This window comes from bacterium, from assembly GCA_019912885.1.
Lineage (GTDB): Bacteria > Lernaellota > Lernaellaia > JACKCT01 > JACKCT01 > JAIOHV01.
This window is the reverse complement of sequence record JAIOHV010000149.1, coordinates 1-17,358: the sequence shown is the minus strand read 5'-3', so window position 1 is coordinate 17,358 and position 17,358 is coordinate 1. Positions and strand designations below refer to the sequence as shown.

Here is a 17,358-nt window from a genome sequence, read left to right as displayed (position 1 = left end):
GCGTATGAAAAGCAAGGATTATCGATAGTTGGACAATGTTTGCGACGACTTTACTTTAAGCCGCGATCCGCCCGGGCGCACTAGCGATCCGTTAACAGGTCGAAGACCTTTTTGTGATCGTCCGTTTTCGCTTCGAGCAGGATCTCGTACATGAAGCTCTCGATCGTGGCGATCGTGGCGCCCTCGTCGCGCAGACGCTCGATACCGATCTGATGATCGAGCGGCTTTCGCGAACCGACGCCGTCGGCAAGGATCTGCACCTCGAGTTCGTCGGACCAGATTCCCGCGAGCGCCGTCTGCTGAACGCAGATATGCGTCTCGATGCCGACGACGGTCAGGACGTCCACGTTCGCGTCGTCGATTGCGTCGACGAATTCGCGGCTGCCGAAGCACGAGAATACCGTCTTGGGTATCGGTTTGTACGCGTCGCCGATCGCCTCGCGCACCGAGGGGATCGTCGTGCCCAGTCCCTTCGGATACTGTTCGGTGACGAAAACCGGAATGCCGAGGCGGCGGCAGAACGTCACGACCTTGACGATACTTCGTTCGAGTTCCTGGTGGTTGTGGATGAACGGGAACAGCTTTTCCTGCACGTCGACGATAAGCAGCGCGGTGGACGCGCGGGAGTTTTCAAGTTCGCCATATTCGGGCATGTCGATTTCCTTTCCACGATGCGGGCGCGATCTTAGCAGAACGATTCCTCGACGCAACGCGGACTCGCTTGGCGTGTCGCGCCGCCGAATCTAGACTCGCCCGTATGATCAGGCGCTCGCCGCGACAACAAATCGAAAACGCCCCCGGGAACCTCGACGCTCTCCTGGCCGAGGTGCGCGCATGCCGGCTCTGCGAGGCGGAGTTGCCGCTCGGGCCGCGGCCGGTCCTGCGTGCGAGCGCCACGGCGCGCATTCTGATCGTCGGCCAGGCACCAGGGACGAAGGTGCACGCCACGGGAATTCCCTGGAACGATCCCAGCGGCGACCGCCTGCGCGCGTGGATGGACGTCGACCGCCAGACATTTTACGACGTGTCGCACATCGCCATCGTGCCCGCTGGCTATTGCTACCCCGGGCGCGGCAAGAGCGGCGATTTGCCTCCGCGCCGCGAGTGCTCGGATATCTGGCTTGCGCGCATTCTCGCGGGCATGCCGGATATCGAGTTGACGATTCTCGCGGGGACGTACGCGCACCGGCTTTATCTTGGCAATCGGCAAAAGGCGAGCCTGACCGAAACGGTGCGCGCGTTTCGGGAATACACGCCGCGATACGTGCCGCTGCCCCACCCGTCGCCGCGCAATCAGCATTGGTTCAAGACGCACGCGTGGTTCGAGGCCGAGGTGGTTCCCGAATTGCGCGCGCGCGTTCGCGATATCCTGCGGTGCGGGCACGCGAGGCGATCCGCGAATGCGGGTTAGAGTTCGGTGACGATGTACGCGGCGAGGAAGGCGATGAAAAACGCGAGCGAGGCGAGAAAGATGCCGAGAACGAATCGCGAACGATCGGCGCCATCGATCGCGCCCGTTGCCGCGGCGGTGTTATCGGCGTCCGCGGAATCCCGCGCCGACGCCGGTTCGGTTTCGATCGGTTCGCCGCGCATCCGCCGCCACATTCCCAGCGGCACGAGGCCCCGGCCGCACGCCGGGCACGTATCGCCCGCGGTGAAAAGCGTCAGGCACGACGCGCAGATTTTCGTTTCGGCTCCGTTCATGTCGCGCGGCATGCTAGCGCCGCGAAACGCGCGCGTCGAGTTGGTACGCGCGCCGGAAGCCGCGTGAAGCGCCGGCTTGCCGTTCTGTTTTGCGACGGCGCGCCGTTTTCGTTCGTGTCGGAGATGCTCGGGCGAGGCCTCTTGCCGAATATCGCGCGCCTGGTGAAGGGTGGCGCGTGCGTTCCGTTGGCGACGTCCTGCCCGGCGGAAAGCCCGGTCGCGTTTGCCGAGGCGTTGACCGGGACGAATCCCGGCAAACATGGCATTTTCGATTTTCTGCACCGCGATCCGGCGACCTACCTTCCGCGCATTGCTCTCTACGACGTGACCGACGCGGGCTTTTCCCCGACGTTGCGCGTGCCGACGATCAGCGAGCCGCTTTCGCGCGCGGGCGTGAGGCACGCGTTCATCCGCCTTCCGGGCACGTTCCCGGCGCCGGAAACCGCGACATTCGCGGCAAGCGGCCTTGGCATCCCGGACGCGGAAGGCTCGTGGGGACGCGGAACGATTTTCCGCGACGGCGCGAAGGAATCCGACGATCTGTTCGGCACGCGGACGCATCCGCTTCGGCGCGTGGGCGAGGCGTATGTGCTCGACGTTCCGCTCGCGCGGGACCCCATCGCGCTCTTTCGCGACGGAGACTCCTTCCGCGCGGGCGAGGTGCGATTTCCGGGAAACCGCTTTGGCCCGTGGATCGAAGTCGGGCTTGAAAACGGGCGGCGCGGCGTGCTTGCGGTTTGCCCGACAGGCACGTGTGACGTGCCGGTTTTCGTCGTCACGCCGGTGTGGGAACATCCGGAAGACACCCGCCTGCCGGCATTTCGCCCGGCCGATTTCGGCGCGAAACTTTGTGCGCGGCACGGGACGCAGCCCGTCTCGGGTTGGCCGGAGCCGAATCTCCTGCTTGCCGAGGACAACATCCCCTTCCCCGCGTTTCTCGAACTCTGCGAACGCACATCCGCGTTCGTCGAATCGACGATTTTCGACGCGCTCGCGGATTCGTCGCTCGATCTCGTGTTCGCCGACCTTGAGTTGTTCGACCGCCTCGCTCATGCCGGATTCGGCGACAATGCGCCCGAGGAAGCCCGCGCGGCGCTCGCCGGCGCTCTTGTGCGCTTTGACGGCGTGGTCGGGTCGATCGTTCGCGAGCATCCGGAACTGACGCTGTGGCTCGCGAGCGATCACGGCTTCGCGCCGTGGACGCGGCGCGTCAACATCAACCGCATCCTGCGCGACTGGGGCTATCTCGTCGTCGAGGGCGGCGATGCCGACCCGAGTCTCTCCTCGCTTTCGCCGGGAGGTGTGCTCTGGAGCGGCGTCGATTGGGGGCGATCGCGTGCCTACGCGCTTGGGCTCTCGAAGGTTTATCTCAACCTCGAGGGGCGCGAGGCCGCGGGCATCGTGCCGCCCGGTCGCCCGGCAGAGATTTTGCGCGCCGAGATTGCCGATCGCCTGCTCGACCTGCGCGATCCGGAAACTGGCGCGCGCGTTCTGCGTCGCGTTTTCGACGCGCGGCGGATCTACTGGGGCACCGCGATGGCGGCGTCCGGCGATCTCGTACTGGGGTTCGAATCCGGATATCGCGTGGACTGGGCGGGCTCGCTTGGCGGCACCGGCACCCCCGCGTTCGCGCCGAATGACTCCGGATGGCGCGCCGATCACTGCGGCGTCGATCCCGAATTGATTCCCGGCTTCTTCGCCTCCGCGAACACGCCGGAGGCCGCGAGCGTGCGTCTGCGCGACATCGCCCCTTCGATTTTGCGGCACTTCGGCCTTGCGATCCCCGAAATCATGGATGGAGCGCCGGTGATACGTTAGACGTTGTTTGCGAAGTCGAATGCGCCGTGTAGACACCGCGGCGCGACGCGCCGAAAAGCAAAAATTGCTACACAAAATGATCCTGTCAGTGCGAATATCGCTCTGCTCAATGAGGGAGGGTTCATGAGCGTCGCCGAAAAATCGTGGCGCGCCGAATCGCGGCAAAAAACCGCGAGCCGCTTCCTTGCGTTTTGCGCTCTCTTCCTCCTCGCCCTCCCGCTTCTCCTCGCGCTCCCCGGCTGCACGTGCGGCGACGACGACAATAGCGATGGCGTGTCCGCGCCAATTGACGACGACGACGACTCGGCGAGCGACGACGATTCCACTTTCGACGACGACTCTGGATTCGATGACGACGCGGACGACGACGATTCGTCCGGCGATGACGACGCGGACGACGATGCGGACGACGACGACGAGTTACCCCCGCCGGGTATTTGCGAAGAGGTCTGGGAGCACGACGACGAGCCGTGCCCGCGCGGGTTCCTGAACCCGGATGGGGCGTGCGTCTCGATGATCGCGGGCGGGATGCCCGGGTCGACCGGCATGGCGATCCAGATCGGCGCGGACGACACGACGTACGTCGCCGCGGTGAAGGGCCGCGACGTGCGCATCTACTCGATCACGGAAGACGCGGGCGGCGAATTTTCGTGCGAGGCGCGAACCATCGACTTCATGGCCTCCGGCGTGGACATGAAGATGGACGCCGCTGGTCGCTTTCATCTCGTGTATACCGACCTCTGGAACGACGCGCTGAAATACGCCTCGGACGAAAGCGGGACGTGGGTCATCGAAACGGTCGATTCGATCGGCGCTTTTCACCAATTTCCGGACGATCATATCGATCAGGCACACGCGTCGATCGCCCTGAGTGCTGAAGGCGAGCCACACCTGGCTTACGTCGAGCGCGATAACGCCGACATTCGTTACGCGGCGAAGTCCGGCGGCACGTGGTCCGTCGAAACGATCATCGCAGAGGGCGATTGGGGAAAGCACACGTCGATCGCCGTGGCGCCGGACGGCTCTGCGCACGTCGCAGCAATGACGATCCAATATTTCACGGCGAGCTATCTCGGTTACGCGACAAACCGGGGTGGGACGTGGACAACGGAATTTCCGTCGGGAAGCATCCTTCGCCCGTCGATCGCGATCGGGATCGATGGCGAACCGAGGATGGCGCTGTTAAGAAATTTTCTATTGCAATACGGCACCCATACGCCGTCTGGATGGACCTTTTCTCCCATGGGTGGAGTTCTCGGCGAAGGCTGGGATCCCTATCTCGTCATCGACGAGAATGGGTTCTCCCACGTCGCGGATTGGGCGGGCAACGACGTCATACCGTCGCCCGTAGGAGCGACGTATTTCACCAACGCTTCGGGGACATGGCATCGCGAACTTGCCTCCCTCAACGAAGAGGAATGGACCGAAAACGCTGCGATCGCGCTTGACGCCAACGGCGAGCCGCGCGTGGTATATTATTCGGACGACGGATTCGCGGCGATATACGTTCAGCGCGAGTCGGGCGCTTGGAAGCAAGCGACGCTGGATTCTGGACTATTTAATTTAGCATGGATGGATATTGACGGCGAAAACTTGCATCACGCGATTATCGGCGACCAGGCCGGTGATAGATATGTCTACGCGACACGAGGCGAAAACAGTCTCGATTGGTCGTTTGAATTGATAACCGACGACTATGGAGTTGGGCTCTGGTCAGATTTCGACTTGGATGTCAACGGAATCGCACATCTTGTCATCGATGTTTTTGGCATAACTTACGTGACGAACGAGTCGGGAGCCTGGACGGCGACACCGATCAACGACGATGCGGACCATCCACGGATTTCGTGTAATGCCACAGGTAGGTGCGCGGTAACATTTTTCGGCTATGACGCGCCCGGAGTGCATGTTGGGGAGCAGGACGATGGCGGCGACTGGTTTTTTGAGTGGGTCGATCCGATGGGCGCGGACGTCGGTGATATTTTTTATGACGACGACGGCTCTATTTATTTGACTTATAGTCAATCGAATGCCGTTCTCTATGCGACAAACGACGAGGGAACATGGCGATTCGATGTTATCGATGCCACTCTTCCCGTGACCGACAAGGGATATGAATCGATTTTCGTCGATAGCGATGGGATCGTGCATGTTTTGTATCAAAACGATTTTGGTGTTCGCTATGCGACGAACGCAGATGGTGCCTGGGAATGGACCGATCTTGACGCCGATGCACGTTACGTCAGCGTCACGCTGACAGGCACTGGCTTCATAGGCGCGGCCGTGGGAGACTACGAAAATGCAGAGATCGCCGTCTACTTTTTTAACGGAATCGGTTGGGAAAGGTCTTTTATCGATCGAGCGCGTACAATGCAAAGTGCGAAATTCGATAAAAATGGGAACTTTTTCGAGGTTCATGGTGACAGTGGAGCTGCCTACGAGTCCATAATACCTTAAGGGGGAATACCATGTCTTTTCGCATTGCGACGGTGATTGTATCGGCGTTGGTTGTTTTCGGGTTGTCAATCGAAGCGAAGGCGCAACCCGCCGATTGGTCAGATTACGAAGCTCTTTATACGCTCGAAGAAGAGCCTCGTGGATCGGGGACGTACGATACCTGGAATGTTGTTTGGCAAGGACAATACAATGGCGGCGTAAACTGGCTGGCGAACGGACCATGGGACGGACCGTATTGCGTCGGCATTATTTGGTTAGCAACGGTCGCGGAGGTAGATGGCTCTAGCGAGCCTGGGCCGGTTTTTATGTATTATGCGACCAGAAAGAGTGTTCCCGACGCACTGGACCTTGATTGTGATCACTTTGCCGACGACGGTTTTAACGGCAATTCCGGTGGATTTCGCGATTACGATCCTAGCTCTCTCCGCCCCGGCATCATCTGGCTTCACGGCGACGGTTTTCGCGGCTCGTTTTTGGACGCGATGATGATGGCGAAGATCACGTCAACCGACGACGTGCCAACGATCGTGTTTGCGCTTTCCGCGCCTGGACAAGGTTACGATTGTGTCGAGGTTGACGATCCATATACATACGAAGGCGTTGACGGAAACAGGCCGGAATGCGCTTTGGCGGCGAACCCATATTTCGGTCCTGACCAGTTCAGCGTCGGCGAAGGCATGGGTTGCCCAAATGACTACATCGACGGCTTCCCCGGCATCGGTAATGGTGCCCCGGATTTCGGGAGGAGCTTGTTTTTTGACTGGGGTCTTGCGCTGTTGCGCACGAACAATTTCGTCGAGAAGGTCGCGAGCAGCGGCAACACGGAAGATGGCTTGTACTGGACCAACGGCCATTGGTGCGTCATCGGCGGAAGCGCGGGCGGTGTCGTGGCACTGGACATCAATGGAGTCGATGATCGTCCCGACTGCACCGTTTCGTGGTATTCGTCCGGCGGACAAAAAGAGGCATTCAAATCCGCGCCAGGGATTATCCGATCGGAGCCGATTCCGCTCACGCCCCATTTCGAGTCGTCTCCTGGCCTTGGAGATGGCCGCATGAGATTCACGCGGACGATTGTCGCGAGTCGAATCCGGCCATGACTTGCCGAGCGCCGCGCGGCCTGCAATGATTTCGGGTATGACGGCCGAAAAAACCACCTGGGCGAATATCGACTGCCGGCACTTCGACGGCGTCGTTCCTTGCCGCCTGAAGCGCGATTCGTGCGAGGGCTGCACTTTCTACGACCCGATGGGCAAGCGCGTGCTCATCATCAAACTTGCCGCGATGGGCGATGTCGTGCGCACGACGCCGATCCTCGAGCCGATCCGGGCTCGCCACGAGCGCACGCACGTGACGTGGGTCATGGACAAGGCGACGGTGCCGCTTCTGACGGGCGTGCCCGGCATCGAGAAGATCATGGTCATGAACCAGGAAACGGTGCAGTTTCTGAACGCGCAGCGATTTGACGAGGTCTATTGCCTGGACAAGGACCCGCGCGCGATCGCGTTGTCGGCGACGGTGCCGGCCGGGACGAAAAAAGGATTTACGCTGTCGCCCTACGGCACGCTCGACGTGCACGACGACGACGGCCTATACGCCCTGCGCCTCGGGATCGACGATCCGTTCAAATTCCTCGAAAACAAAAAAACGTATCAGGAAATCGTCTTCGAGATGAGCGGCTTCCGCTTTAACGGCGAGCCCCTTCGCATCGGGATCACGGACGACGAGCGCGAGGAAGGCCGCCGATTTTTGGCGCGCTGGGGGCGCGATCCGTTCATCGGCGTCAATACGGGCGCGGGCGATTTTTTCGCCACCAAGCGCGTGCCGATCGACACGACGGCTAACATCTGCCGCCTGATTCGCGAACGCCTGGGCTATACGCCCGTGCTGCTCGGCGGACCGAGCGAAGCCGAGCGCAATCAACAGATCGTCAAGCGCGTCGGCGCGATCGTGAAGGACGCCGGCTGCGAGCATCCGATCCGGAAATTCGCGTCGATCGTTTCCGGGCTGTCCGCGATGGTATGCGTGGATACCCTGGCGCAACATCTGGCGATCGCCGAAGGCGTGCCCGTGCTTTCGATCTTCGGGCCGACGTGTCCCCAGGAGGTTCACCTTTACGGTCGCGGCGAGAAATTCCTGATGCAGCCGTGGTGCTCGCCCTGCTACAAACAGACGTGCGATCATCACACGTGCATGAACGACGTGCGTGCCGAGGACGTGGTCGAGGCGCTTGGCCGCATCGCGATCAAACCGGCGGCGTAAACGCACCCCGTTTTCGCCATACACCCAAGCGTTATCCCCGAACCGACCGGGCGCGTCCACATGGACGCCGCCTCGCAGGATCCATGCGTAACCGCCTGAAAAATGCCCGCCGCGTCGTCGTCAAACTCGGCACGAATGTGCTGGGCGCGGCCGGAGGCGGATTCGACGAGCCGGCGATCGCCGCGATCGTGGCCGACCTTGCGGCGGCGCGCGCGGCCGGCCGGGAGATCGTCATCGTCTCGTCCGGCGCGGTGTTAGCCGGGCGCAGCGTCATGGAAAAAGGCGGGCGCGCGGCGGACAGGCTCGACGTCACCGTCAAGCAGGCACTCGCGGCGGTGGGGCAGACCGAACTCATGCGATTTTGGGCGAACCTTTTTGCCGGACACCAGGTGCGCGTCGGGCAGGTGCTTGTCACGCGCGATCTCATCCACGTGCATCGCCGGTTTTTCAACGCGCGGCATACGCTCTCGGCGCTCATCGCGTGGGGTGTGGTGCCGATCGTGAACGAAAACGATACCGTCGCTTCGGAGGAAATTCGCCTCGGCGACAACGATCAACTCTCCGCCGTCGTCGCCGGGCTCGTCGACGCGGACGCGTTGATCCTGCTGACCGATCAGGAGGGCCTCTATACCAGGGATCCGACAGCGCACCCGGACGCGGAGCTCGTCCCGGTCGTGAGCTTGACGGGCGACGAAGATTTCGTGCCCGGCCTGCCCCGCTCCGGGCGAGGTCTGGGGGGCATGCAATCAAAGGTGACCGCCGCGCGGTTCGCCGCGCGGTTCGGCGTGACCACGGTCATCGCACGGGGCAAGCGCGACGGTGTGTTGCGCGATGTGCTGGCGGGCGAGGAAGTCGGGACGATTTTCGAAACGCGCGACACGCTGATACGCGGCAAGAAGCGCTGGCTGTTTTTTCACGACGCGCCGCTCGGACGCCTTCTTGTCGACGCGGGCGCGTCGCGGGCGCTCATCGAGAAAGGGCGCAGCCTTTTGCCAAGCGGTATCCGCGAGGTGGACGGCGAATTCAGCCAGGGCGCGCCCGTGGAGGTCCGCGACGAGGAAGGTCGAAGCCTCGCCCGCGGATTGTCGGCTTACTCGTCGCGCGAGATCCGCCTGATCATGGGCCGGCGATCCGGCGAGATCGAGGAAATTCTGGGATTCACACTGGGCGATGAGGTCATCCACCGCGACGATCTCCTCGTTCTGGATTAGGGGTTTGCCGATGTCCGACATCCGATGGCTCGCCACCGAAGCCCGCGCCGCGAGCCGGGCGCTCGCGGACGCCGACACCGGCGCGAAAAATGCGGCGCTTTTCGCGATGGCGGCCGCGCTTCGCGAACGCACGCCGGAGATCGTCGCCGCCAACGACGAGGATCGGCGGCGCGCCCTGGAAGGCGGTCTATCGGACGCGCTCATGGATCGCCTGAGCCTTTCGCCCGAGCGCCTCGACGCCATCGCGCGCGGCGTCGAGGAAGTGGCGGCCCTGCCCGATCCGGTCGGCGAGATCTCGAGCCTTTCGCGCCGTCCGAACGGCATGCTCGTCGGGCGCATGCGCATTCCGCTCGGCGTCATCGGGCTCATTTACGAAGCGCGGCCGGGCGTCGCGGCGGACGCGGCGTCCCTGTGCCTGAAGGCGGGCAACGCGATCGTCCTTCGCGGCGGGTCGGATGCGGCATCCTCGAACAAGGTCATCGGCGAGGTCTTGCAAGGCGCAATCGCGGCTGCGGGCCTGCCGGGCGCGGCGGTCACGGTTATCGATGATCCCTCGCGCGAGGTGATGAAGGAATTCCTCGCGCTCGATGACCTGGTGGACCTTGTCATTCCGCGCGGCGGCGAAGGGCTGATCCGCTTCGTCGCGGAAAATTCGCGGATTCCGGTGCTGAAGCACTACAAGGGCGTCTGCCATCTCTACATCGACCGTACCGCAAACCCGGAAATGGCCGTCGCGCTGGCGTTGAACGGCAAGACGCAGCGTCCGGGCGTCTGCAACGCGGTGGAGACGATTCTCGTGCACGAGGAATACGCGAAAGATCTGCTCGCGTCGCTGTGCCGTACGCTCGCGGCGGCCGGCGTGGAAATTCGCGGTTGCGAACGCACCCTCACATTGTTCCCCGAGGCGGCGCCCGCCTCCGAGGACGACTGGGGCGCGGAGTATCTCGATCTCATCGTCGCCATGCGCGTCGTGCGCGACATGCACGAGGCGATCGAGCACATCCGCGCGCACGGATCGGATCACACCGAAACGATCGTGACCGACCATCATCCGAGCGCGATGGAGTTTTTGCGGCGCGTGGGTTCGTCGACCGTGCTGGTGAACGCGTCGACGCGATTTGCCGACGGATTTCAGCTTGGCCTTGGCGCGGAAATCGGTATCTCCACAAGCCGCCTGCACGCCTTCGGCCCGATGGGGCTAGAGGGCCTTACGACGCGCAAGTTCGTCGTGTTCGGCGACGGGCAGATCCGAACGTCGTAACGAATCCTACCGCCGCAGGTTCTCCGACTCGACCACCTGATTTTCCGCCGCGGGATTGAGCGCGATCGCGACCAACGCTTGCGCGAGAGTTTTGGCGCTCGTCGAGCGATAGCGGTCGTGCAGGCTTTTCCCGCCGAGCATCGCCGCAAGCGACAGCGCCGCGTCGAGCGTGCGGGCGAACGCAAACTCCGCGGCGCGCAGTTCCGGCCGGTCGAGACCCGTGATGAACGAGGGCCGCGCGATCGTGTACGGCAAGCCGGAGCCGCGAACCGCCTCTTCGGCGCGCCATCGCGCGGCGCCGTAGGCCGAGTGCGCATTGGGCGCGGCGCCCGCGGCGGACAGATAAACGACGCGCGGGCGTATCCCGGCGGCGAGGAGCGCGTCGAGAACCTTTTTCGTCAGGCCGTAGTCGACGTTTTCGTAGCTTTCGTTTTCCGCATTACCACGCCGGCGCGCGGCCGCGCGTGCACGATGGCGCGTCGTGCCGACGAGAATGAAGACGATCGTCGGATCGATGCGGCGGAAGGTGGTGGCCAGGGCGTCGGCGTCCCACGCCGTGGTATCGACGGTCGCGTTGACGGCCTCGAATTCGCGCCGCCAATCATCGAGCTGCGGCGAATCCGGACGGACGTGCGCCCAGGTTTCCACACGCCGTTCACGCAGGCGCCGAACGACCGCGTGACCGGTGTAGCCGGTCGCACCGGTAACGAACGCGCGATGTCGAGACTCCGCGCTGCCTTGCGCGGACATCGGAACCATGGGCACCCCGTGGCCCCCCGCCTTGCCGGGGACCGATCGAAACGATATCAGGAACGAAACAGGCGGCTCTAGTTAACACGAGAAAACCGCCGTTGATAAGCGGAGGGACGCACGAAATGTCAGCCGATCCACGATTCGCGGCAGCAATTACGCGGCTGGACGCGGAAAATGCGCGGGATCCGCGCTCGGAGAGCGTAGACGGCGCCGGCATCCCCAAGGAGCTGCTCTATGCGCGCCGTCTCACGGAAGCGGTGCTCGCGCTCGATCCGGACGCCCCGGACGACGTGCTGCTGGCCGCCCGCGCGCAGCACGTCCGGCGATGGGAATTTCCGCGCGACCGCTATCCCGAGGGGCGCGCTGGCTACCATCGTTGGCGGCGCGACGCCGCGCTGGAGCATGCGCGCATCGCAGGCGAGATCCTTGGCGACGTGGGATACGACGACGCGACGATCGCGCGCGTCCAGGCGATTGTCCGCAAGGAGGACCTTGCGTCTGACCCATTGACGCAACTTCTCGAGGACGCGATCGCGCTTGTGTTCATCCGCTACGAGTTGGATGCGTTCGCCGCGAAAACCGACCCCGCCAAGATGCCGAATATCATTCGCCGCACGTGGGCGAAAATGACGCCGCGCGGCCGGGACGCCGCGCTGGCCTTGCCGATATCCGACGCGGCGCGCGCGACGATCGAGGCCGCGCTCGCCGGCGAGGTTACGGAAGACCCGGAAAGCTATCCACGTATTTGATCTTGATGTCCGGGAACGAGTCGACAAACTTCACGGTAAAATCCGGGAAGTTTTCGACGATCTGCCACTTGCCGCAGGAGTCCGGAAAGTTCGTCACCATTTTGACCTTCAGATCGGGAAACGAATCCACGATCTTCACCTTGATGTCCGGAAAATTGCTGACGTATTTCACCTTGCCGTGGAGCGGTTTCCCGTTGAACGTGCAGTCCTTCGAAACCGCTTTTTCCGCGGCGGACGACCGCGACGCGATCGCGAGGGCGGCGACGACGGTAACGGCGATAACAATGGCCGCCGCCAGGAATTCCCGCGAGGAAAAACTTCGACGTAATCTGGACATGGGGAAAGTCTAAACCATTTTCCAGGAGCGCGCATGATCACGATTCGACGATCGAAAGACCGGGGCGTTGCCGAGTTCGGCTGGCTGCACTCGAACCATTCGTTTTCGTTCGGCAGCTACAACGACCCCGACCACATGAACTACCGGGCCATGCGCGTGCTCAACGACGACTGGATCGAGCCGAGCGGCGGATTTCCGATGCATCCGCACCGCGACATGGAGATCCTGACCTACATGCTCGAGGGCGCGCTCGCGCACGAGGACAGCATGGGGCACAAATCGACGATCCGACATGGCGATATCCAGAAAATGACCGCCGGCACCGGGATCGTGCACAGCGAATTCAACGCGTCGGACACCGAAAAAGCGCATCTGCTGCAAATCTGGTTCGAACCGAACGTACGGGGCCTGAAACCGTCCTACGAGGAGCGCCGCCTGCCGCTTGACGCCCGGACGGACAAGCTTGCGCTCATCGCCTCGCCGGACGAATCCGACAGCGCGGTGACGATCCGCCAGGACGTGCGCGTGTACGCGTCGATCCTCACGGATGGCGCCAAGGTGCGGTACGAGACAACGCCCGATCGCCACATCTGGATTCAAATGGCCAAGGGCGGCGCGACGGTGAACGGCGAGGCGCTGAACGAGGGCGACGCGGCGGCGGTCGAGGACACAAGTGAGATCGTCATCCGCGCGACGTCGCCGGCGGAGATCGTTTTATTCGATCTTGTCTGAGGCTCAGCCGCGAAGCGCTTGCGCCGGCGTGTGGCGCGCGGCGCGGATCGACGGCAGGAGGCCGCCGACGAATCCCATGATCGCCGCGGCGACAAGGCCGGTTACGATCGCGCCGGGCGTCACCCGAAATTCGAACGCCGTTTCGGAAAACGACTGAAAATTCGTCGTGCCCGTGGAGATGCCGTTGATCGGCAGCGACAAAAGCGCGCCGAACGCGCCGCCGATCAGCGCGACGACGACGGACTCGATCAGAAACGAAACCAGGATGATGAATGGCGAAAAGCCGAGCACCAGCATCGTCGCGATCTCGCGCGTGCGCTGGCCGACCGCGGCGTACATCGTGTTCATCGCGCCGAAGACCGCGCCGACGCCCATGATGACCGTGATGAACACGCCGAGAAACCGGACGATGTTCGCGAGCATCTCCGATTGTTTGGCGTAATATTCCGACTCGCGCTCAACGTCCACCTGCAAGCGTGGATCGGCTTCCAGTTCGTGCTTCACGTCGTGAAAATTCGCGCCGGGCGCAAGGCGAAACGTGACGCTTTGAAAAACCTCGCCTCGCGCCGCGGGCATGATGACCTTGTTGTCGCCCCAGATTTCGGATTCGAAATTCGATCCGCCGGCCTCAAACAGGCCGACGATCGTGAACTCGTGCGCGCCAAACTTGACCGTACCGCCGACGTCGATCCCCTGGAATCGTCCGGCGAGCCGCCTGCCGGCGATAACCTCCGAGCGGCCGGGTTCGAACATGCGTCCCTCGACGACCTTCAGGTTGTCGCGCAACGCGAGCGCCTCGCGGTCCACGCCGCGGATCGTTACATTGGAGGATCCCGGCTGGCCCAGGCGATCAAGCACGATCAGCACGACGACCTCCGGGCTTGCGAGCGGGCGATTGTCGGAGCCCGCGGCCACGGAAGGATGTGCGCGGACGATATTCGCCGCTTCGCGCGATACCGCGCTCGACAGTTCGGCGTCCGCGCCTTTTCGCGTCACCAGAATGTTGTCCGGAGAACCGCTGGTTTTGACCGCTTGTTCAAATCCGGCGGCCAGCGACAGGGCGCCGATGAAAATCGCGACCGTGAGGCCGATGCCGATCGCGGTCATGGCGGTCGAAACGGGGCGGCGGATCACGTTGCGAAGATTGTAGGAAACCGGAATCGCCATACCTACCCCACGCGCCGCATGGCGTCGACAATTTTCAGCCGCGCCGCCTGCCAGGCGGGCACCATGCCGGACACCGCGCCGACGACCAGCGTCACGCCGACGCCGGCCGCGACCGTCGCCCAGTGCACGGACATCGGCGGCAGCATGCCGCCCGCGTTGAATCCGGATTTTTCGATCAACAATTTCGACGCGATCGTGCCGCAAAGCCCCGCCGTCAGTGTGATCAGCGCGGCCTCCGCGAGCACCAGGCGGAAGATCGCGCCGTCGGTGAAACCGAGCGTCTTGTAAACGCCGATCTCGCCGGTGCGCTCGCGCACGGCCATGACCATCGTATTGGCCGCGACGAGTAGAATCGCGAACACGACCGCGAATCCAATGACACGAAGCACGAACGGGATGTTCCCGTACATGCTGACAAACCCGGCCTGGAACGCGCTTTCGGTTTCGGTCTTCGTTTGCGCGGTCGAGTTCTCGAACATCGCGTCCACCGCGCGCGATACGTCCCCCGCCTTGTCGGGGTCCGCGAGCTTCAACACGTAGATGCCGGCGAGCGCCTCGCGGCCGGATTTTTCGTAAAGATAATCCCAGTGAAAAAACAGCGTCTCCTCGCCAAACGATCGCTTTTTCGCGCGATAAACGGCGGCAATCTTGAAGGGCCACTCGCCCGGATAGATCGTGCCGTTGATCGTGATCGTATCGCCGAGCTTCCACCCCATGCGATCAAAAAGCGACTTGCCGACGATCGCGGCCGTTCGGTCCTCCAGGTAGGCCGCGAGCCTCGCGTCCATGCCGTCGGGCACGCCGCGTGCGGCCTGCGGCTCGATCGCGTCGATGATCTCCATCTCGTTTTTGTACATGGGGTACGTGTTTTCCTCGACCGCGAACTGGGCGAAGAAGTTTCGCGAGTCCTTCGGGTCCTGCCCGCCGAACCAGTTCTGGGTCGTCACGTCCTCGACCCCCGCCACCGAGCCGATGCGCTCCTTGTAGGAAAGCGGCAGCGGGAATACGAGCGAGATCTCGTTGCGCGTCACGAGGCGCGTCTCGCTTCCGAGCTTGATCGCATCCTCGAGCGTATCGAGCACGCCCTCCAGGGCGCAGAAAAGGAACGCGGCGACGGCGACGGAGAGCATCGTCAGCGTCGTGCGGATCTTGTTGCGAAACAGGTTCGCGAAGACCAGGCGGAAAAAGCCCATCAGCCGTTCCCCGCCTGCCGCGTCTCGTCCTTCGACAACTCGCCTTTATCCAGATGCAGAAGCCGCTGCGCGCGTTCGGCGGCGTGAGGATCGTGCGTCACCATGATGATGGTCTTTTTGAACTCGCGATTCAGGCGTTCGAGAAGCGTCAGGATTTCCTCGCCCGAGGCGCGGTCCAGGTCGCCGGTCGGCTCGTCGGCCAGAAACAGCAGCGGATCGGCCACGAGCGCCCGCGCGATCGCGACGCGTTGCTCCTGCCCGCCGGAGAGCTGGCGCGGCAAATGGCCGAGCCGGTCGCCAAGGCCGACGAGTTCGAGGGCCGTCGTCGCGCGCTTGATGCGTTCCTTCTTGCTCATCGGCAAAAGCAGAAGCGGCAGCTCCACGTTCTGCAGCGCGGTCAGCACGGGGATGAGGTTGTAGAGCTGGAAGATGAACCCGATGCTGCGCGATCGCCACTTGGCGAGCCGGCGCCCGGAAAGCCCGGAAATGTCCGTGCCCCCGACGTTCACCTGCCCGCTCGTCGCCTCGTCGATGCCGCCGATGATGTTCAGCAGCGTCGTCTTTCCGCTACCCGACGGCCCCATCAGCGCGACGAACTCGCCGTCCTTGATGGACATGGACAGATTGTCGAGGACGCGCAAATCTTCCGCGTCGCGGTGATAGATCTTCGTCAGATTCCGAACCTCGACCGACGCCATAATGCCTCCCTACGCGTCTTCCGCGACGCGCACCGGGTCGCCCTCTTCCAGATTTTCCGGCGGATTTAGCACCACGCGCTCGCCGCCAAATAGGCCCTCGCTTACAATTGCGTCGTTTCCCTGCCTCGCGCCGATTTTTATGGATTTCGGACGCACCCGGCCATCCTCCACGAGCCACACCGCGTCGCCGCCGGAGAGCTTGATAACGGCGTCATTCGGCACGATGACACGCGATCGCGGCGCCTCGCCCTCCCCCGTCGTTACTTCCTCCTCGAGAAAAACGACCTTCGCGCCCATTTCGGGCAGGATGCGCGGGTCTTTTTCCAGGATCGATACCTTGACCTGCACGGTCGCCTTCTGGCGATCCGCGGTCGGCACAACCTGCCGCACCTCTCCCTTGAACGAAGCGTCGGGGTAGGCGTCAAGAACGATCTTCGCGGGCTGTCCCTGCCGGATGCGCGCGATGTAGGCCTCGTTGACGTCCACTTCGACCTCCAGCGTCGTCAAGTCCGCCATCGTGACGACGGCGGTTCGCGTCAAAGCGCCCACGCCGCCCGCGCCCGCGGGCGAGACGATCTCCCCGACTTCCGCGTCCTTGCGCAAAACGGTGCCGTCGAACGGCGCACGGATGACGGTGTTTTCCAGGTTCGCGCGCGCGAGGCTCACCTCCGCGGTCGATTCCCGGCCTCCGGCGTCAAGCGTCGCGACGCGCGTCTGGATTGTCTCGAGCTCCTGCGCGGAGATGAACCCATCGGCGCGCAATTTTCGGGCGCGCTCAAGCGCGCGCTGGGCCTGTTCGAGTTCCGCCTTGACGCGGTCGCCCGATGATCGGGCGAGCTGAAGCTGCGCGCGGAAATCGGCCGCGTCGATGCGCGCGATGATGTCGCCCTTATTCACCTCGGAGCCTTCGTGGACGTTCAATTCCGTGAGGCGGCCGAGGATCTTGGCGGAAACGGACGCGCGCGTGCGCGCGACGACGTATCCGTTGGCAGTGATACCCGCAACCGGTCCCGTGT

Annotated in this window: 17 protein-coding genes; 9 read left to right on the top strand and 8 right to left on the bottom strand. The window is 63.1% G+C overall.

From position 1 onward, the window contains the following. Nucleotides 1-80: 80 nt before the first annotated feature. The gene (locus K8I61_12600; GenBank protein ID MBZ0272870.1) at nt 81-653 is read right to left on the bottom strand and encodes an isochorismatase family protein; all 573 of its coding nucleotides are present in this window, start codon (nt 651-653) and stop codon (nt 81-83) included. 104 nt (nt 654-757) lie between these two features. Between K8I61_12600 and K8I61_12595 the strand changes: the two genes are divergently transcribed. Beyond that, nucleotides 758-1,411 (top strand): uracil-DNA glycosylase family protein, encoded by a 654-nt coding sequence (locus K8I61_12595; protein MBZ0272869.1) that lies wholly within the window; start codon nt 758-760, stop codon nt 1,409-1,411. Here the strand turns inward: K8I61_12595 and K8I61_12590 are convergent. After that, complete coding sequence (locus tag K8I61_12590) at nt 1,408-1,716, bottom strand: hypothetical protein (protein MBZ0272868.1); 309 nt, start codon at nt 1,714-1,716, stop codon at nt 1,408-1,410. The genes K8I61_12595 and K8I61_12590 overlap by 4 nt on opposite strands. 51 nt (nt 1,717-1,767) lie before the next feature. On the opposite strand from K8I61_12590, the gene K8I61_12585 reads away from it, so the two are divergent. The 6 genes from K8I61_12585 (at nt 1,768) to K8I61_12560 (ending at nt 10,713) form a co-directional block, all read left to right on the top strand. Continuing rightward, nucleotides 1,768-3,522, top strand: coding sequence for an alkaline phosphatase family protein (locus tag K8I61_12585; GenBank protein MBZ0272867.1), 1,755 nt, complete (start codon nt 1,768-1,770; stop codon nt 3,520-3,522). 546 nt (nt 3,523-4,068) lie between these two features. After that, nucleotides 4,069-5,979: a hypothetical protein gene (locus K8I61_12580; GenBank protein MBZ0272866.1), complete on the top strand. Its 1,911-nt coding sequence runs from the start codon at nt 4,069-4,071 to the stop codon at nt 5,977-5,979. A gap of 11 nt (nt 5,980-5,990) precedes the next feature. Then, nucleotides 5,991-7,079, top strand: a complete 1,089-nt coding sequence (locus K8I61_12575; GenBank protein ID MBZ0272865.1) for a hypothetical protein — start codon at nt 5,991-5,993, stop codon at nt 7,077-7,079. A 37-nt stretch (nt 7,080-7,116) separates the two neighbouring features. Next, a complete protein-coding gene (locus tag K8I61_12570; protein ID MBZ0272864.1) occupies nt 7,117-8,241 on the top strand; it encodes a glycosyltransferase family 9 protein in 1,125 nt (374 codons plus the stop codon). A gap of 83 nt (nt 8,242-8,324) precedes the next feature. Continuing rightward, entirely contained in the window at nt 8,325-9,452 is a 1,128-nt protein-coding gene (proB, locus tag K8I61_12565; protein MBZ0272863.1) for a glutamate 5-kinase, read from the top strand. Between the two features lie 10 nt (nt 9,453-9,462). Next, nucleotides 9,463-10,713 carry a glutamate-5-semialdehyde dehydrogenase gene (locus K8I61_12560; protein MBZ0272862.1) on the top strand — a complete coding sequence of 417 codons (1,251 nt, stop codon included), beginning with the start codon at nt 9,463-9,465 and terminating at the stop codon, nt 10,711-10,713. Between the two features lie 6 nt (nt 10,714-10,719). On the opposite strand, the gene K8I61_12555 is transcribed toward K8I61_12560, so the two are convergent. Beyond that, nucleotides 10,720-11,463: an NAD(P)H-binding protein gene (locus tag K8I61_12555; GenBank protein MBZ0272861.1), complete on the bottom strand. Its 744-nt coding sequence runs from the start codon at nt 11,461-11,463 to the stop codon at nt 10,720-10,722. Nucleotides 11,464-11,588: 125 nt separating this feature from the next. Here K8I61_12555 and K8I61_12550 point away from each other — a divergent pair, with 125 nt between their 5' ends. Then, a complete protein-coding gene (locus K8I61_12550; protein MBZ0272860.1) occupies nt 11,589-12,215 on the top strand; it encodes a DUF4202 domain-containing protein in 627 nt (208 codons plus the stop codon). Here the strand turns inward: K8I61_12550 and K8I61_12545 are convergent. After that, nucleotides 12,181-12,495 carry a hypothetical protein gene (locus K8I61_12545; GenBank protein MBZ0272859.1) on the bottom strand — a complete coding sequence of 105 codons (315 nt, stop codon included), beginning with the start codon at nt 12,493-12,495 and terminating at the stop codon, nt 12,181-12,183. The genes K8I61_12550 and K8I61_12545 overlap by 35 nt on opposite strands. A gap of 90 nt (nt 12,496-12,585) precedes the next feature. On the opposite strand from K8I61_12545, the gene K8I61_12540 reads away from it, so the two are divergent. Then, nucleotides 12,586-13,284 (top strand): pirin family protein, encoded by a 699-nt coding sequence (locus K8I61_12540; GenBank protein MBZ0272858.1) that lies wholly within the window; start codon nt 12,586-12,588, stop codon nt 13,282-13,284. Nucleotides 13,285-13,287: 3 nt separating this feature from the next. On the opposite strand, the gene K8I61_12535 is transcribed toward K8I61_12540, so the two are convergent. The 4 genes from K8I61_12535 to K8I61_12520 form a co-directional block, all read right to left on the bottom strand. Further along, nucleotides 13,288-14,451, bottom strand: a complete 1,164-nt coding sequence (locus K8I61_12535) for an ABC transporter permease (GenBank protein ID MBZ0272857.1) — start codon at nt 14,449-14,451, stop codon at nt 13,288-13,290. Nucleotides 14,452-14,453: 2 nt separating this feature from the next. Then, nucleotides 14,454-15,644: an ABC transporter permease gene (locus tag K8I61_12530; protein ID MBZ0272856.1), complete on the bottom strand. Its 1,191-nt coding sequence runs from the start codon at nt 15,642-15,644 to the stop codon at nt 14,454-14,456. Further along, nucleotides 15,644-16,342 carry an ABC transporter ATP-binding protein gene (locus K8I61_12525; GenBank protein MBZ0272855.1) on the bottom strand — a complete coding sequence of 233 codons (699 nt, stop codon included), beginning with the start codon at nt 16,340-16,342 and terminating at the stop codon, nt 15,644-15,646. The genes K8I61_12530 and K8I61_12525 overlap by 1 nt, the downstream gene beginning before the upstream one ends. Before the next feature lie 9 nt (nt 16,343-16,351). Next, nucleotides 16,352-17,358: efflux RND transporter periplasmic adaptor subunit (locus K8I61_12520; GenBank protein MBZ0272854.1), on the bottom strand; the 1,007-nt coding region annotated here is incomplete at its 5' end.